Annotated in this window: 15 protein-coding genes; 12 read left to right on the top strand and 3 right to left on the bottom strand. The window is 68.2% G+C overall.

Features of this window, described 5'->3' with window-relative positions:
* Position 1: 1 nt before the first annotated feature.
* On the bottom strand, positions 2–931 hold the full coding sequence (gene cobA / locus NBT82_RS07780; protein ID WP_251330971.1) for a uroporphyrinogen-III C-methyltransferase: 930 nt from the start codon (positions 929–931) through the stop codon (positions 2–4).
* A gap of 151 nt (positions 932–1,082) precedes the next feature.
* Here cobA and NBT82_RS07775 point away from each other — a divergent pair, with 151 nt between their 5' ends.
* The 4 genes from NBT82_RS07775 to NBT82_RS07760 are packed head-to-tail and all read left to right on the top strand — an operon-like array spanning position 1,083 to position 3,418.
* Positions 1,083–1,745, top strand: coding sequence for an energy-coupling factor ABC transporter permease (locus NBT82_RS07775; RefSeq protein WP_345780683.1), 663 nt, complete (start codon positions 1,083–1,085; stop codon positions 1,743–1,745).
* The gene (locus NBT82_RS07770) at positions 1,742–2,008 is read left to right on the top strand and encodes an energy-coupling factor ABC transporter substrate-binding protein (protein ID WP_251330969.1); all 267 of its coding nucleotides are present in this window, start codon (positions 1,742–1,744) and stop codon (positions 2,006–2,008) included. The genes NBT82_RS07775 and NBT82_RS07770 overlap by 4 nt, the downstream gene beginning before the upstream one ends.
* A complete protein-coding gene (cbiQ, locus tag NBT82_RS07765) occupies positions 1,992–2,717 on the top strand; it encodes a cobalt ECF transporter T component CbiQ (RefSeq protein WP_251330968.1) in 726 nt (241 codons plus the stop codon). The genes NBT82_RS07770 and cbiQ overlap by 17 nt, the downstream gene beginning before the upstream one ends.
* Entirely contained in the window at positions 2,714–3,418 is a 705-nt protein-coding gene (locus NBT82_RS07760; RefSeq protein ID WP_251330967.1) for an energy-coupling factor ABC transporter ATP-binding protein, read from the top strand. The genes cbiQ and NBT82_RS07760 overlap by 4 nt, the downstream gene beginning before the upstream one ends.
* Positions 3,419–3,453: 35 nt before the next feature.
* On the opposite strand, the gene NBT82_RS07755 is transcribed toward NBT82_RS07760, so the two are convergent.
* A complete protein-coding gene (locus NBT82_RS07755; protein ID WP_251330966.1) occupies positions 3,454–5,235 on the bottom strand; it encodes a PAS domain S-box protein in 1,782 nt (593 codons plus the stop codon).
* Positions 5,236–5,378: 143 nt separating this feature from the next.
* Here NBT82_RS07755 and NBT82_RS07750 point away from each other — a divergent pair, with 143 nt between their 5' ends.
* The 6 genes from NBT82_RS07750 to NBT82_RS07725 all read left to right on the top strand — a co-directional run bounded on the left by NBT82_RS07750 (position 5,379) and on the right by NBT82_RS07725 (position 10,490).
* Positions 5,379–6,890: a sensor histidine kinase gene (locus NBT82_RS07750; RefSeq protein WP_251330965.1), complete on the top strand. Its 1,512-nt coding sequence runs from the start codon at positions 5,379–5,381 to the stop codon at positions 6,888–6,890.
* A gap of 3 nt (positions 6,891–6,893) precedes the next feature.
* Positions 6,894–7,331 (top strand): response regulator, encoded by a 438-nt coding sequence (locus NBT82_RS07745; RefSeq protein ID WP_251330964.1) that lies wholly within the window; start codon positions 6,894–6,896, stop codon positions 7,329–7,331.
* 1 nt (position 7,332) lies between these two features.
* The gene (locus NBT82_RS07740) at positions 7,333–8,511 is read left to right on the top strand and encodes an ATP-binding response regulator (protein ID WP_251330963.1); all 1,179 of its coding nucleotides are present in this window, start codon (positions 7,333–7,335) and stop codon (positions 8,509–8,511) included.
* 117 nt (positions 8,512–8,628) lie between these two features.
* The gene (locus NBT82_RS07735) at positions 8,629–8,838 is read left to right on the top strand and encodes a YgaP family membrane protein (RefSeq protein WP_251330962.1); all 210 of its coding nucleotides are present in this window, start codon (positions 8,629–8,631) and stop codon (positions 8,836–8,838) included.
* Positions 8,839–9,015: 177 nt separating this feature from the next.
* On the top strand, positions 9,016–9,417 hold the full coding sequence (locus NBT82_RS07730) for a helix-turn-helix domain-containing protein (RefSeq protein WP_251330961.1): 402 nt from the start codon (positions 9,016–9,018) through the stop codon (positions 9,415–9,417).
* A gap of 119 nt (positions 9,418–9,536) precedes the next feature.
* On the top strand, positions 9,537–10,490 hold the full coding sequence (locus tag NBT82_RS07725) for a transcription initiation factor IIB (protein ID WP_248896880.1): 954 nt from the start codon (positions 9,537–9,539) through the stop codon (positions 10,488–10,490).
* Here the strand turns inward: NBT82_RS07725 and NBT82_RS07720 are convergent.
* On the bottom strand, positions 10,487–12,115 hold the full coding sequence (locus NBT82_RS07720) for a flippase activity-associated protein Agl23 (RefSeq protein WP_251330960.1): 1,629 nt from the start codon (positions 12,113–12,115) through the stop codon (positions 10,487–10,489). The two genes, NBT82_RS07725 and NBT82_RS07720, sit on opposite strands and share 4 nt — an antisense overlap.
* Positions 12,116–12,198: 83 nt before the next feature.
* Here NBT82_RS07720 and NBT82_RS07715 point away from each other — a divergent pair, with 83 nt between their 5' ends.
* Positions 12,199–13,542, top strand: a complete 1,344-nt coding sequence (locus tag NBT82_RS07715; RefSeq protein WP_251330959.1) for a phosphohexomutase domain-containing protein — start codon at positions 12,199–12,201, stop codon at positions 13,540–13,542.
* Between the two features lie 85 nt (positions 13,543–13,627).
* On the top strand, positions 13,628–14,989 hold the full coding sequence (locus tag NBT82_RS07710) for a geranylgeranyl reductase family protein (protein WP_251330958.1): 1,362 nt from the start codon (positions 13,628–13,630) through the stop codon (positions 14,987–14,989).
* Position 14,990: the final 1 nt, after the last annotated feature.

Raw genomic sequence — 14,990 nt, 5'->3', positions numbered from 1 at the left:
CTCAGGCGGGGTCGAAGTCGCCGAGTTGGGCCGCCACGTCGTCCCGGACCGACACCACGTCGCCGACGACGGTGGTCGCCGGTGACGAGATGGCGGACTCCCCGACCACGTCGACGATGGTGTCGAGGGTCCCGCGGACGACCTGCTGTCCGTCCCACGCCGCCTTCTCGACGAGGGCGACCGGGACGTCGGCGTCGACCCCGTGGGAGCGAAGCGCCGCGACGTTCCGCTCCAGCGTTCGCACCCCCATGAGTATGACGAGCGTCGATCCGCCCGTGATCTCGCGGGCGATGGCCGACCAGTCCAGCGAACTCTCCTCCTTGTCGGGCGTTTCGTGACCGGTGATGACGGTGAACCGAGAGGAGAGATCCCGGTGGGTGAGCGGGATGCCGGCCAGCCCCGGGGCCGCGATGATGCTGGAGACGCCCGGAACGATCTCGAAGGCGACGCCGTGGTCGGCGAGATGCTGGGCCTCCTCGCCGCCGCGGCCGAAGACGAACGGATCGCCCCCCTTCAACCGGACGACCGCGTCGCCGACCGCGGCGTGGTCGACCAACAGGTCGTTGATCGCCGACTGCGGGGTTCTGTGCCCGGCGCGTTTGCCCACGTCGACAACCTCGGCCGACGTCGGGATGCGATCGACGAGCGTGTCACGCGTGAGGGCGTCGTGCAACACCACGTCTGCCGTCTCGATCAACCGCCGCGCCCGCACGGTCAGCAGATCCGGATCGCCCGGTCCCGCACCGACCAGATAGACCGTTCCGCCCGCGGCACGCGACCGCTCCGGAACGGTCGTCCGTTCGTCGAACGGCGTGACCGGGGCGCCGCGGACCGCCGAGGAACCCGACGCCTCCTCGTCGCCCCCGTTCGGCCGGGACGACCGCGGCGAGTCCCCCGATCGTGCCGGCCCGCGAGCGGTGTCGTCGTCCATCGTTAGCTAAGGGTTATTTGCAGTAACTTCAATCCACTTGTGTTGAGGGTGACGGCTCCGGGCGCCGGGTTCCCAAAGTTCAGTTTCATTATCGCAAGCGGTATTGTTTTTATGGGTGAGGTAATCGGCTTCCGCACGGAGTGATCTCGACTTGCACATCATGGAAGGGTTCCTGCCCCCGCTCTGGGCGGTTCTCTGGACGGTTGTCGCCCTGCCGGTCGTCGCGTACGGCGCGCGCCGGACGCTATCGACGGTTCGGATGGACGCTCGGACGAAGGCGCTCGTCGCCGTCGCCGCAGCGTTCGTGTTCGTCCTCTCGGCGCTCAAGCTCCCCTCCGTTGCCGGGAGTTCGTCGCATCCGACCGGGACCGGCGTCATGGTCGTCCTCTTCGGCCCGGCGATCACCGCCTTCGTCTCCGTCATCGTCCTCCTGTATCAGGCCGTCCTCCTCGCACACGGCGGTCTGACGACGCTCGGAGCCAACGTCACGTCGATGGGGATCGTCGGTCCGTTCGTGGGCTGGCTGGCGTATCGGCTCGTGCGGTCGCGACTCACGCTACCGCAGGCGACCTTCGTCGCCGCAGTCGTCACCGACTGGACGACGTATCTGGTCGCGTCGCTCCAGCTCGGATTGGCCTTTCCAGCCGGCGCCGACCCCGGCGGCGTACTCGTCGCCACGCTGGATTTCGCCGCTATCTTCGCAGTCACGCAACTGCCCATCGGCGTCCTCGAGGGCGTCCTCGCGGCGGCGATGGTCGGGTATCTCCACCGGATCGACACCGCCGCCGACCGCCGGCTGGGGGTGCCGTCGTGAGGCGACTCCTGCTTCTCGGTGCCGCCGTCGCGGCCGTGGTCCTCCTGCTCACGACGGCCGGGAGCGGGTTCACCGGCACGGACCAGCGGGCGGTCGCCGCCGTCGACGAACGAGCGTCCGGATACGACCGGTGGCTGTCGCCGCCGTGGACGCCGGGACCCACCGCCGAATCGGCCCTGTTCGCGCTGCAGGGTGGCCTCGGAGCGACCGTGCTCGGCTACTACCTCGACCGACTACGGACGAGCGATGCACCGGACGCTTGAGGACGTGCAGGTCGAGGCGACGCCCGCGGTCGAGGGGCCCCTCAGAGTCTACTTCGTTCTCGCCGCGCTGGTGCTCACGGCGACGACGACGCGGCCGAGCGTCTACCTCGTCGCCGTCGTCGCGTTCGCGGCCTTGTCGACACACGCCGTGGGGCGGGCCTACCTGACGTTGCTCCGGTATCCGCTATCCTTTCTGCTCCCCAGTCTACTGGTGATCGCCGTCCTCACGCCCGGCGATACCGCGTTCGAACTCCGGGTGCTGAGTGTCTCCCACCGTGGCGTCGAGGTCGCGACGGCCGCCGGACTGCGATCGGTGGCCTCGCTCTCGGTGCTGTCCTTTCTGGCGCTGACGACGACGGTGCCCCAACTCGTCGCCGCGCTCGACGGCCTCCGTCTCCCGCCGCCGATCGTGGAACTCCTGTTGTTGGTCTACCGTGGCATTCAGATCCTCGTCGAACGGGCGACCCGCCTCCACACGGCGGCGCGACTGCGCGGGGGCTTCGCCTCGCGGCGCACCTTGTTTCGCACGACGAAGCACGTCGCTGCCTCGCTGCTCGTGGGCTCCATCGACAGGGCGGAGGCCTTCGGGACGGCCATGGAGTCGCGCAACTACGACGGGCGGATGCCCGTCCCCGACTACGAGAGCGGCGGGTACGTCGTCGTCGGCCTGGTGCTCTCCCTGCTGGCCGCGGCGAGGTGGCTCACGTGATCGAAACCGTCGACCTCCGGTTCAGCTACGGGGAACGACCCGTGCTCCGCGGCGTGGACGTCACCGCGTCGTCGGCGGCGGTGACCGTTCTCCTCGGGCGCAACGGCGCCGGGAAGTCGAGCCTGCTCAAGCAGTTCAACGGCCTGCTGGAACCCGACGGCGGATACGTCTCCGTCGGCGGCGAGCGCCTGACCTACGACAGCGACGCGCTGAAAGCCGTTCGGCGCCGCGTTGGGTTCGTCTTCCAGCGGCCGGGCGATCAACTCGTCGCTCCGACCGTCGAGCAGGACGTCGCCTTCGGCCCGCGCAACGCCGCCGACGATTCGGCCGACGAGGTCGTGACACGGGCGCTCTCGCGGGTCGGCCTCGACGGCTACGAGCGGCGACTCTGTAGCCGGCTGAGCAACGGCGAGCGAAAGCGGGTCGCCCTCGCGGGCGTGCTGGCCATGGATCCCGACTACGTCGTGCTGGACGAGCCGACGGCCGGCCTCGACGGCGACGGAACGCGCGCGCTCGTCGAGTTGATCCGTGGTCTCGTCGACGAGGGGATCACCTTCGTCGTCTCCACGCATTACCCGGGATTCGCCTCGGCCGTCGGCGATTCGTTCGTCGTTCTCGACGACGGACGGGTCGCGTACAGCGGCCGATCCCTCGACGGCGTCGACGCCGAAAAGTACGGCCTGCGACGGTTCGGCGTCTGAGACGCCGGGTCGACCCATCGGGCCGGTCGGCCCACCTACTCCTCGATGCCGGTGATCTCGAAGCGGGCGCCGCCGGCGTCGCTCTCGCTGATCGTGACCGTCCACCCGTGATCCTCGGCGAACTCCCGGACGATGTCGAGGCCGAAGCCGGTGCCGTCGTCCGCGGTCGAGTAGCCGACGTCGAACACCCGTTCGCGCTCCCTGTCGGGGATCCCGGGGCCGTCGTCCGCGACGTAGAATCCGCCGTCGGTCGTCCCGACCGTGACCGTGACCGCGTCGCCGCCGTGATCGACTGCGTTGCCGAGGAGGTTCGTGAGGAGTCGCTGGAAGCGACGCGGGTCGGCTCGGAGCGTCCGATCCGTCTCGACCCGCAGCGTCGCGTTCCGGTCGTCAAGGCCCTCCCAGCACCGGTTGGCCATCCGACCGAGCGACAACAGTTCGGGCACCAGTTCCCCGTCGGGTCCACGAACCAGTTCCAGCAGGTCCTCGACGATGCCCTCGATCCGTCCGTGGGCGTCCACGACCGCGTCGAGGTGCTCTTCGCCGGTCCCATCCGCGAGGCGGGCGAGTTCGAGTTCGCCTTGGGCGACGGTCAGCGGATTGCGGAGGTCGTGCGAGAGGACGCTCGCCAACCGCTCCAGACGGGCGTTCTGCCGTTTCAGCTCCAGTTGGTGGTTCTTGTCCTCGGTCACGTCCTCCTGAAACCCGACCCAGCGGATGATCTCGCCGTGTTCGTCGCGGATGGGGGCGATGCTGACTCGGTTCCAGAACATCTCGCCGTTCGCGCGGTAGTTCCGGAGGGTGACCGAGGTCGGTTCTCCGGTGTCGATGGCCTCGCGGAGCGTCCGGACGCGCTCCGGACACGTCTCCTCGCCCTGGAGGAACCGGCAGTTGCGACCGATCGACTCGTCGCGTTCGTACCCCGTCAGCTCGACGAAGCGGTCGTTGACGTAGGTCATCGGATCGTCCGACCGAGACGGGTCGACCATCGTGATCCCGATCGGCGCCTCGTCCATCGCGCGGGTCTTGTGTTCGAGTTCGCGCTCCCGTCGGCGCTCGGTGGAGACGTCCCGGAGGATGCCGACGCTGCCCTCGAAACATTCCCCGTCGTAAGGCAGGGCGGCCATGTGATCCCGACACCGGATCGGCTCGCCGTCCTTGGGGACGATGCCTACGGAGAACCGACTGATATCCGGCCCATCGCTGGAGAGGATCGTGCCGAGTTCGGACTCGGCCCTGTCGACGGCGGCGTCGTCCTTGATCAGCGACGGCCGACTGCCGATGATCGTCGAGCGGTCGTACCCCGTAAGCGCCGCGAACTCCTCGTTGACGAAGTCGAAGCGACCCTCATCGTCGACGACGTAGATGGGATAGCCGAGGGCTTCGAGGACGGTCGAGTAGCGATCGGCGACCGCCTGCGTCCGGCGGTCGTCGAGAACATGCTGGACGCGGTTGGCGAGGCGACGCTGCTGGTCCGGACCGCCCTTCTGTAAGTAGCCGGTGACGCCGGCGTTGAGCGCCTGGCTGGCGATCTCCTCGCTTCCTTTCCCCGTATACAGGATGAACGGGACCTCGACGCCGCGATCCCGGACAGCCTCGAAGACGTCCAGCCCGTTCATCCCGGGCATATCGTAATCGCTGATGATACAGTCGACCTCGCCGTCGACGACCCGGGTCAGCGCCGCCTCGGGGGACGGTTCGGCCTCGGTCGTGATCGACCAGTCGACCTCCCGGTCGAGAAACGCCGACGTGAGATCGAGGACGGCCGGGTCGTCGTCCACGTGCAGCACGTGAAACGGCTCGTCGGGTGCGCTCATGCTATCCTGATCGCACACTGCGGTCGGTTCGACATGACTCGCGCTGCCTGAGGACCCGACCGACAAATACGCATCCCTGCGATTACCAGCCCTGAAAACGGGACCGACAAAGGGCTAAGTCCCCGTCCCCACAGAGTGGACCAATGCAACTGGACCGGCGAATCTCACTGGGCGTGTTGTCCGGCATCGGACTGGCGCTGACCGGTGTGCTGGTGTTCGACGTGTACGAGGACTGGGCCGTCCAGGGGAACACCCTCGCCTCCACGATGATCGAGAACGCACTCCCGTTCGCGCTCCTCCTGCTGGTGTTCTACACGGTGTGGAAGCTCCGTGGCCCCGAGTACGACGACGCGTTCCTCGGTCTGGTGACGAAATGGACCGTCGCGGGCGTCGTGACGATGGGCGGGTTGACGGCTTGGGTCGTCGGCATCCAGGTCGCACAAAACGAGCTGAAACCCGCGATCATCGTCCTGCAGACGATGGTCGTCGGCGCGGCGGCGGGGCTGCTCGTCGGCCAGCGGACCGCGACCGTCGAGCAGGCCCGCGACCGGAGCCGGCGCGAGAAGGAACGCTTCCAGTCCCTGTTCGAGAACGACCCCTCTGGAATCGTGGGGCTTCGCAGTCACGGGGAACGCCTCGTCACCGAGTCGGCGAACCCGACGTTCGAGTCGCTGTTCGGCGCGGCGACCGGGAAGGCTCTCTCCGAGACGCTCCCGCAACTCGGCGAGGGGACGCTCGAGACGCTCCGAGAGCGTACCATCTCCGGGGAGCGGTTCACGACGGAGACGACGATCCGAACCGAGGAGGGGCAGAAACACTTCGTGGTCGAACTGGTGCCGTTCGGGACCGAGCGGACCGACGATTCGCGGAGTTACGCCATCTTCCAGGACGTGACTGACATCCAGAAGGCGGAGGCGGAACTGGAGCGGACGGTCGATCAACTCGAACGCTCCAACGAACAGCTCCAGCAGTTCGCCTACGTCGCCTCCCACGACCTCCAGGAGCCGCTACGGATGGTGTCCAGTTACGTGGATCTACTCGCCTCGGAGTACGGCGACGAACTCGACGACGAGGCCGACGAGTACATCGAGTTCGCCGTCGACGGCGCTCGGCGGATGCAGGCCATGATCGACGACCTCCTCCGGTACTCCCGCGTCCATACGCAGGGAGAGGAGTTCGAGGAGATCGACACCGATGCCGTCCTGGACCGGGTGTTGAGGGACCTCGAACTCCTCATCGCGGAGACCGACGCGGAGGTCACGTCGGGGGACTTGCCGACGGTCTTCGCCGACGAGAACCAGCTCCGACAACTCCTCCAGAACCTCGTCTCGAACGCCGTGGAACACGCCGGCGACGACGGCCCGCCGACGGTACACGTCGACGGCGAGAACCGGGGCGACGGAGTCGTGCTCTCGGTCGCCGACAACGGCCCCGGTATCCCGCTGGACCACCAAGAGCGGGTGTTCGAACTCTTCGAGCAGTCCAGCCGCGACGACGACGGGACCGGCATCGGGCTGGCCATCTGCCAACGGATCGTCAACCGTCACGAGGGGGAGATCTGGATCGAGTCGGACGACGGCGAGGGGACCACTTTCTACGCCAAATTTCCGAACCCCTCGTCGCAACAGTCAAACCCGAGCGGTCAGAAGGCCTGACGTATGTCGGAGCGTGAACCCGTCGAGATCCTCCTCGCGGAGGACAACCCCGGCGACGTCAAGCTGACTCGGAAGGCCCTGGAGAAGGGACGACTGGCGAACAACCTCCACGTCGTCAACGACGGAGTCGAGACGATGCAGTTCCTGCGTGGCGAGGGCCCGTACACGGAGACGCCGCGGCCGGATCTCGTCTTGCTGGATCTGAACATGCCCCGGAAGGACGGCCGGGAGGTCCTCGAGGAGATCAAGGGGAGCGAGGATCTCAAACGCATTCCGGTGGTCGTCCTGACCAGTTCGGAGGCAGAAGAGGACGTCATCAAATCCTACGAGCGACACGCGAACGCCTACCTGACCAAACCCGTCGACTTCGACGGCTTCATCGACGTGGTCAGCACCCTCGAGGAGTTCTGGCTTCAGGTCGTCAAACTCCCGCCCGAGTGAGATGCCGAGGGAACCAGCGGACGAACTGGACGTACTCCTCGTCGAGGACAACGACGGCGACGCGCGCCTGATCCGCCATCATCTGCGGACCGACACCAGTACCGTTTTCGATCCGCCGAACCTGACACACGTCGAGTCCCTCACGGCGGCCGTGGATCGACTCGCCGGGGGCGATTTCGACCTCGTTCTCCTCGATCTCGGCCTCGCGGACAGCCGCGGCATCGAGACGCTGGAACGGCTGGAAGAACGGATGGCGTCACGCGACGACGTTCCGTTGCTCCCGGTCGTGGTACTGACTGGACTCACGGACGACGAGACGGCGCTCCGAGCGATCCAGGAGGGCGCCCAGGACTACCTCCTGAAGGACAACCTCGACGGGGCGCTACTCGAACGGGCGATCCGGCACGCGCTGGAGCGACACCGACAGGAACGACGGCTGAAACGGCAAAACGAGCGGCTCGAACGTTTTGCGAGCATCGTCTCGCACGACCTCCGCAACCCGCTGAACGTCGCCCAAGGGCGGCTGTCGCACGAGGCCGGGGAGCGTGAGGGGACGGACGTCTCGACGGAACATATCGACGAGGCCATCGACGCGCTCGGCCGGATGGAGGTGCTCGTCGACGACCTACTCGATCTCGCACGTGACGGTCGCTCCGTCGACGAGGTCGAGTCGGTCGACCTCGCCGATCTGGTTCGGGCGGCCTGGGACAACGTCGAGGCACCGGAGAGCGACCTCCACGTCGACGTCGCGGGCACCGTCGCGGCCGATCCCAGCCGGCTGACACAACTGTTCGAGAACCTGTTTCGGAACAGTGTCGAACACGGTTCGACGAGCCCTCGGTTGCAGGCTCTCGAGGACAGCGTGGAGCATGGCTCCACGGGCAGTCGGCCGGAGGCCGACGACGCGGACGAGAGCGGGGGGGTCGCCGACGGCGTGACGATCACGGTCGGCCACGTCGAGGACGGGTTCTACGTCGCGGACGACGGCCCCGGGATCCCCGACGGGGAGCGCGACGAGATCTTCGAGGTCGGCTACTCGACTGCGGACGACGGCACCGGCTTCGGCCTCGACATCGTCGCGGAGATCGTCGACGCTCACGACTGGTCGATCACCGTCGTCGAGAGCGACGCCGGCGGCGCCCGCTTCGAGGTCACCGCCGCCGGACTCGGCGACCGCTAGCCGATCGTCCTGGCCGGCGAGCGGGTCGACGTCCGGGGTCGGCTCCCGCTCCCGGCGACGGATCGGACCGCCGATTGCCACGAAAAGAGTTATGTCGCCCGATTAGTATTGTACTATATGGTGAATACTACAAAAGAATGCGATCCCGCCGCAGAACGGTTCGTGCGGGGGATTGCAGGAACCGTCGTGTTGCTCGGGGTCGTCCTCGGTTGGTTCGTCAACGAGTGGTTTTTCCTCGTGGACGCGTTCGCCGGCGTGAACCTACTCCAGAGTAGCGTCACAGGATTCTGTCCGCCGAGACGGATCTACGACTGGGCGACGGCCTGACGGCTGTCTCACCGGGGACCCGGACACGCGGCGGCGTTCGTTTCGCTCTCGGCCCGCCGAACCCGGACGCCCGTCGCCCACGACGTCGTTCACCGACCGAACCCACGTGAGCGGGCAAAATTGTACCAGAATCTCACAAGTTTTTAACTAACCGGCGGCTACTACCGACGGATACCAATGCCGGATTCGATGTCCGAACAACTCCAGCAGGATATGGAGTGTGAGGGGCTTCTGGAGTGTTTTCACGGGCTCAAACAGCTAGACAAGGCGTGCTTTCAGGCCCTCGTCGACGCCGAGGAGCCACTGACTGTCGACGAGATCGCCGAGGCGGTGGACCGGGAGCGATCCACGGCCTACCGCGCCGTCCAGCGACTGCTTCAGACGGGATTCATCGGGAAAGAGCAGGTCAACTACGACCAAGGCGGTTACTATCACGTCTATTCACCGACGGACCCCTCCAAGATCGCCGACGACATGCAGCGGATGCTTAACGACTGGTACGCCAAGATGGGCCAACTCATCCGGGAGTTCGAAGACAAATACGAGTCGACCGACGCGGGTCAGCGGGCGGAAGGATAGCGTTACGGTTCGGTCCCCGGGCGCTCCGCTCCGGATGATCCCGGTGCCGTCTCCGAATCGACGTCCCGAGTGACCACCCCACCAAAGATTTAAATAAGAGCTTCGCCACGCCACTTATAATGGAACGTCCGAGCCGTCAACGCCAGCGGAGCCAGGAAACGGAACAGGAAGCGGACGAATCCGTTGACTGTCCCGAGTGTGGATCCGACAACATCGTCACGGACGCCGATCAGGGGGAACTCGTCTGTGACGACTGTGGACTCGTCATCGACGAACGGCAGATCGATCGCGGGCCGGAGTGGCGGGCGTTCAACCACTCGGAGCGCCAGAGCAAATCCCGGGTTGGCGCCCCGATTACCGAGACGATGCACGACCGCGGGCTGACGACGACGATCGACTGGAAGGACAAGGACGCCTACGGCCGGTCGCTCTCCTCGGAGAAGCGCTCGCAGATGCATCGGTTGCGGAAGTGGCAAGAGCGGATCCGAACCAAGGACGCGGGCGAGCGCAACCTGCAGTTCGCGCTTTCCGAGATCGATCGCATGGCCTCGGCGCTGGGCGTCCCTCGCTCGGTCAGGGAAGTGGCGTCGGTGATCTATCGGCGCGCGCTCAACGAGGACCTCATCCGCGGACGCTCGATCGAAGGCGTCGCCACCGCCGCCCTCTACGCCGCCTGTCGTCAGGAGGGTATTCCCCGATCGCTGGACGAGGTGGCTGAGGTGTCCCGCGTCCCGCAAAAGGAGATCGGCCGGACTTACCGCTACATCTCTCAGGAACTCGGCCTCGAACTCAAGCCGGTCGACCCCAAGCAGTTCGTGCCGCGCTTTGCCTCGGCGCTCGAACTCAGCGAGGAGGTGCAGGCGAAGGCGACGGAGATCATCGACGTCTCGGCCGAGCAGGGCTTGCTGTCGGGGAAATCACCCACCGGCTTTGCCGCCGCGGCCATCTACGCCGCCTCGCTGCTCTGCAACGAGAAAAAGACCCAGCGCGAGGTTGCCGACGTCGCCCAGGTGACCGAGGTCACCATCCGTAACCGGTATCAGGAACAGATCGAGGCGATGGGCTTCCGCTAGCGGACGAACACCACGACCTCTCGGTTCCAGAGCGACAGGCGATACGTGCTCGCCTCGTACCCATCGAGCCGTGCGGCGAGGGTCGATCGCTGGCTCGCGTCGGCGATGACCACCGGCGGCGTCGTCGTCCTCGCCTCCAGTCCGCGCACGTCGCGGACGCCGTCGGTCTCCGCCCCTTCCCGTTCGAGATACCACGACAGCGGGAGGCGGTTCCCCCACGCGTCGCCCACCGGGGGGCGATCGACGCCGTCGGCGGCCGCCGGTACGAACGTCTCACCGTAGAACAGCACGTCCGTCCCCTCGTTGTCCTCAATGGCGGCCGACACGTCGGAGACGAAGGGGTCGAGGTCGTCGGCCGCCTGGGCGTGGTGGGCGAGCGGGTTCTCGGTGCTCGTCGGCCCGTAGGCGGTGCCCGCGACGGCGACGCCGAGTTGGCCGACCACGGCGACGCCGATCAGGGCGGCGACGGCGACGCTCGTCGCGTCCGCTCGATCGAGCGCGTGCGAACCGTAGCGGCCGAGCAGACCGACCGCCGCGGCCGCGGGGACGATAGCCGGCGTGACGGTGTGGACGGCGAGCCACGCCGCGCTCTCCTCGGTGATGACGGGGAAGACGAGCAGCGATGCGCCCGCCCAGTAGGCGTGGAAGGCGACGACCGGTCGCGACGGGCCGCGACCGTAGCGGTCGACGAGAAAGCCCACGAGAGCGAGCGCGAGGACGACCCCCGACGCCGCCAGCAGCGTCTCGGCGTGCGCGCTCAGGTAGGGGAGGAGTTCGTGCTCGCCACCCTGGCGCCGGCCGACGACGCGCACGCCATAGAACTTCCGCGCGGCGCCGAGGACGGCCGCCTCGACCGTCGCGAGCGACGGCCGGATCGAGCCGCCAGTCCGGGGGGCATAGAAGAACAGGTGGACGACGAAAAGGATCCCGAGCGCGCCGAGGGCGGAGCGCGTCGAGCCCCGCAGTCGCTCGACGGCCCGTTCGAGGCGGTCGCGGACCCCCGGCCCCTCGCCGACGAGCCGTCGCTGGTCGACGGTGAGCGCCGCCGCGGCCAGCCAGCAGCCCACGTAGCCGACGACGAATCCCGACGTGGCGCCCGCGAGGCCGAGGGCGGCGGCGCTGAGATAGCGATAGCGGGCGCCGCCTCCGTCTAGAACGCGGATCGCACAGCCGACGACGACGAGGGAGAAGACGGCGAGCGGGACGTCCCCGCGGAGGAAGCGTCCGTAGTAGAGCAGGACGGGGCTCGCCGCGAGGAGGCCGGCGAGCGCGACCGTCTCGGCGTCGTCGAGGCGCGGGCGGAAGAGCAGCGCCACGAGCGGCGCGAGGCCGCCGATGAGGGCGACGACGGCCCGTGCGGTGGCGTCCGTGGCGCCGACGAGGGCGAAGACGGTCCGATCGACGACGTAGAGGAACGGGCCGCCAGCGACGGGGCGGTACTTGAACGCGCCGGTGTCGAGGAATCGGAGGCTCCAGTAGCCGACGCGTGCCTCGGCCCAGTGGAAGGATCGGGCGTCGAGGCCGACGAAGCGGGCGACCAAGGCGGCGACGCTGAGGGTGACGACGGCGAGGGCGACGCGGTCGATCCGTACTCCGGCGCCCTCCGACGGCTCGGCCGCTGACATACCGGTCCATCCGCCGGGGTGCCGGTGAAGCTTTCGATAGTCGTCACCGACCGATACAAACCGGTGGCTCCCGGAGGATCGGTATGGACCTGTTCGGGACGGCGGGCATCCGCGGTAGCGTGGAGACGGACGTGACGCCGGAACTCGCAGTGGCGGTCGGGCGGGCGGTCGGCCGCGGGGCCGAGGAAGTGGTCGTCGGCCGCGACGGTCGGACGACCGGCGCGGGCCTCGCCGCGGCCGTCGAAGCCGGCGCCCTCTCGGGTGGCGCCTCGGTCCGACGGGTCGGCGTCGTGCCCACCCCCGCCCTCGCCTTCGCCTCGCGGGGACGCCGGGGCGTGATGCTCACCGCGTCGCACAACCCACCCGAGGACAACGGCATCAAACCCTTCGTCGACGGCGTCGAGTACGACGGCGCGGCCGAGCGAACCGTCGAGCGGCGGGTCGAGGCTGGCGACGGGCCGGTCGCGTGGGACGCGTGGGGCGACCGGCGCGAGTCGTCGCCGCTCCCAGACTACCGCGAGGCAGTCGCCGACTACGCCCGCGGGTTCGGCGGCGCCCTCGACGGCCTCCGTGTCGTCGTCGACTGCGGGAACGGCACGGGTGCGCTCGCGACGCCGGCCGTCCTCCGTGACCTCGGCGCGCGCGTCGCGGCTCTCCACGCCAACGTCGACGGGCACTTCCCCGGCCGTGGGAGCAAGCCCACACCCGACTCGCTCTCCGACCTCCGCCGGTTCGTCGCCGACGGCGACGCTGCCCTCGGGATCGGTCACGACGGCGACGCCGACCGAATCGTGATCGTCGACGGGTCGGGCGAAGTGGTCCACGAGGACACCGTCCTCGCCGTCGTCGCAGAGCGGTACGTCCGGGCGAGCGACGCCGCCGATCCCGTGGTGGTGACGACGCCGAACGCCTCCGCCCGGATCGACGAGCGCGTCGACGCGGCTGGCGGTCGCGTCGAGCGCGTTGCCCTCGGCGCGCTCCACGAGGGGATCGCCGACGTCCGCGAGTCGGGCGGCACGGTCGCCTTCGCGGCCGAACCCTGGAAACACGTCCACCCCGACTTCGGCGGGTGGATCGACGGCGTGGTCAGCGCGGTCGTGATCGCCCGCCTCGTCGCCGCGGAGGGGCTTCCCGGCCTGCGCGCCCCGGTGACCGAACGGCCCTACCGGAAGGTGAGCGTCCCCTGTCCCGACGACGCGAAGGCCGCGGCGATGGACCGGATCGAGCGGTCGCTCCCGGAGACATTCCCGGCGGCGAGCGTCGACACCGGTCACGGGGTACGGCTGGACCGCCCCGACGGCTCGTGGCTGCTGGTCCGGCCGAGCGGTACCGAACCGTACGTCCGTCTCTACGTCGAGAGCGAGGACGTCGGCGACCTGGCCGCCGAGGCGCGAGCCGTGATCGAACGCGCGATCGAGGCGACGTAGCGCCGGCCATCGCCGCGTTCCGTCGGCACGACGGCGACGAAACGGGAATAAAGAGTTTTCCCACCGCGGGCGAGACACCTCACCAATGACTACCCACGAGTGCGACGTCGTCATCGTCGGGGCGGGCACGGCCGGGTGTTACGCCGCGGCCAGCGCCGCTCGCGACGGCCTCGACGTCGTCGTCGTCGAGCGGAAGGACGAACAGGAGGCGGGCCATATCGCGTGTGGCGACGCCCTGAAGGGTGCCGACACCTTCCCGGATGCCATCCCGAAGTCGAAAATCGAGGACTCCTTTACCAACACCGGTGTCGACCACGGCCGGTTCGAACTCCCACAGCACGATACGGTGCTCGACATTCCGGTGCCCGGTGAACTCGCCGTCATCGACCGCCACGCGTACGGCCGGCGCATCATCGAGGGGGCCGAGGCCGCCGGCGCCGACTTCCACTACGACACCGTCGTGCAGGACGTGCTTCAGGACGGCGCCCGCGTCACCGGCGTCCGCGGGATCCGGAAGGGCGACCCCGTCACCTACGAGGCGGCCGTCACCGTCGACGCGGCGGGCGCCCTCTCGATCCTGCAGGACAAGGCCGACTTCGGGGAGACCACCTTCGACACCAACGTCTCGTACTCCCAGTTCTGTTCCGCCTACCGCGAAATCGTCGAGGTCCCCGACCCCGTCGAGTGGGACGACGCCCTCGTGTTCAAACCGACCCGTCGGGCGGCGGGCTATCTCTGGTACTTCCCGCGAACCAGTACGACGATCAACGCCGGGCTGGGGTTCCAGATGAACGAGGAGCCGATGAAACTGGTGGAGGACCTTCGGACCGACCTGCGGCGCCGCCCCGAGTTCACGGGCGCCGAGGTGACGGACAAACTCGGCGCGGCCCTCCCGACCCGGCGGCCGTACGATTCGGCCGTCGCGCCGGGCTTCGTCGCCGTCGGCGACGCCGCCGGCCACGTCAACCCCACCACCGGCGGCGGCATCGCGGGGGCGGCCTACGCCGGCACCTACGCAGCCGACGCCGTCGTCGACGCCTACGACGACCCGACCGAGGCGGCGCTCTGGGAGTACAACGAGCGCGTGATGGACCACTTCGGCGGCCGCTACGCCGGTCTCGACGTGTACAACGTCCTCTCGACGGCCGTCGACGTCGACGACCTGATGGGGCTGCTGGCCGCCCTCCCCGGGGAGAAACTCGCCGAGGCGCTGTACTCGGGGTCGACCTCGATGGGGCTGCTGTTGAAACTCAAAAGCGCCATCAGGAGCTTCGGCTACTGGGGGACGATTCTGAATTTCTACCGGACGAAACAGCTCGCCGAGGAGTTGATGGACCGCTACGAGTCGTATCCATCCGGTCCAGCGGGCCTGTCGGCGTGGCAGGCCGACCGCGACGCGGTCATGGATCGGGTCTACGAGACGACGGGTGCCGACCCGAAGTACTGAC

Origin of the sequence: Haloplanus sp. HW8-1, from assembly GCF_023703795.1 — an archaeon.
GTDB lineage: Archaea > Halobacteriota > Halobacteria > Halobacteriales > Haloferacaceae > Haloplanus > Haloplanus pelagicus.
The sequence above is the reverse complement of the archived record's forward strand: the minus strand, read 5'-3'. Positions and strand labels throughout refer to the sequence as shown.

Excerpts from the sequence above, each read along its gene's own strand:
- NBT82_RS07725 (WP_248896880.1), top strand. The coding sequence starts at position 9,537 with ATGGAACGTCCGAGCCGTCAACGCCAGCGGAGCCAGGAAACGGAACAG.
- NBT82_RS07735 (WP_251330962.1), top strand. The coding sequence starts at position 8,629 with ATGGTGAATACTACAAAAGAATGCGATCCCGCCGCAGAACGGTTCGTG.
- NBT82_RS07710 (WP_251330958.1), top strand. The coding sequence starts at position 13,628 with ATGACTACCCACGAGTGCGACGTCGTCATCGTCGGGGCGGGCACGGCC.
- cobA (WP_251330971.1), bottom strand. The coding sequence starts at position 931 with ATGGACGACGACACCGCTCGCGGGCCGGCACGATCGGGGGACTCGCCG.
- NBT82_RS07730 (WP_251330961.1), top strand. The coding sequence starts at position 9,016 with ATGCCGGATTCGATGTCCGAACAACTCCAGCAGGATATGGAGTGTGAG.
- NBT82_RS07755 (WP_251330966.1), bottom strand. The coding sequence starts at position 5,235 with ATGAGCGCACCCGACGAGCCGTTTCACGTGCTGCACGTGGACGACGAC.
- NBT82_RS07750 (WP_251330965.1), top strand. The coding sequence starts at position 5,379 with ATGCAACTGGACCGGCGAATCTCACTGGGCGTGTTGTCCGGCATCGGA.
- NBT82_RS07720 (WP_251330960.1), bottom strand. The coding sequence starts at position 12,115 with ATGTCAGCGGCCGAGCCGTCGGAGGGCGCCGGAGTACGGATCGACCGC.
- NBT82_RS07740 (WP_251330963.1), top strand. The coding sequence starts at position 7,333 with ATGCCGAGGGAACCAGCGGACGAACTGGACGTACTCCTCGTCGAGGAC.
- NBT82_RS07745 (WP_251330964.1), top strand. The coding sequence starts at position 6,894 with ATGTCGGAGCGTGAACCCGTCGAGATCCTCCTCGCGGAGGACAACCCC.
- NBT82_RS07715 (WP_251330959.1), top strand. The coding sequence starts at position 12,199 with ATGGACCTGTTCGGGACGGCGGGCATCCGCGGTAGCGTGGAGACGGAC.
- cbiQ (WP_251330968.1), top strand. The coding sequence starts at position 1,992 with ATGCACCGGACGCTTGAGGACGTGCAGGTCGAGGCGACGCCCGCGGTC.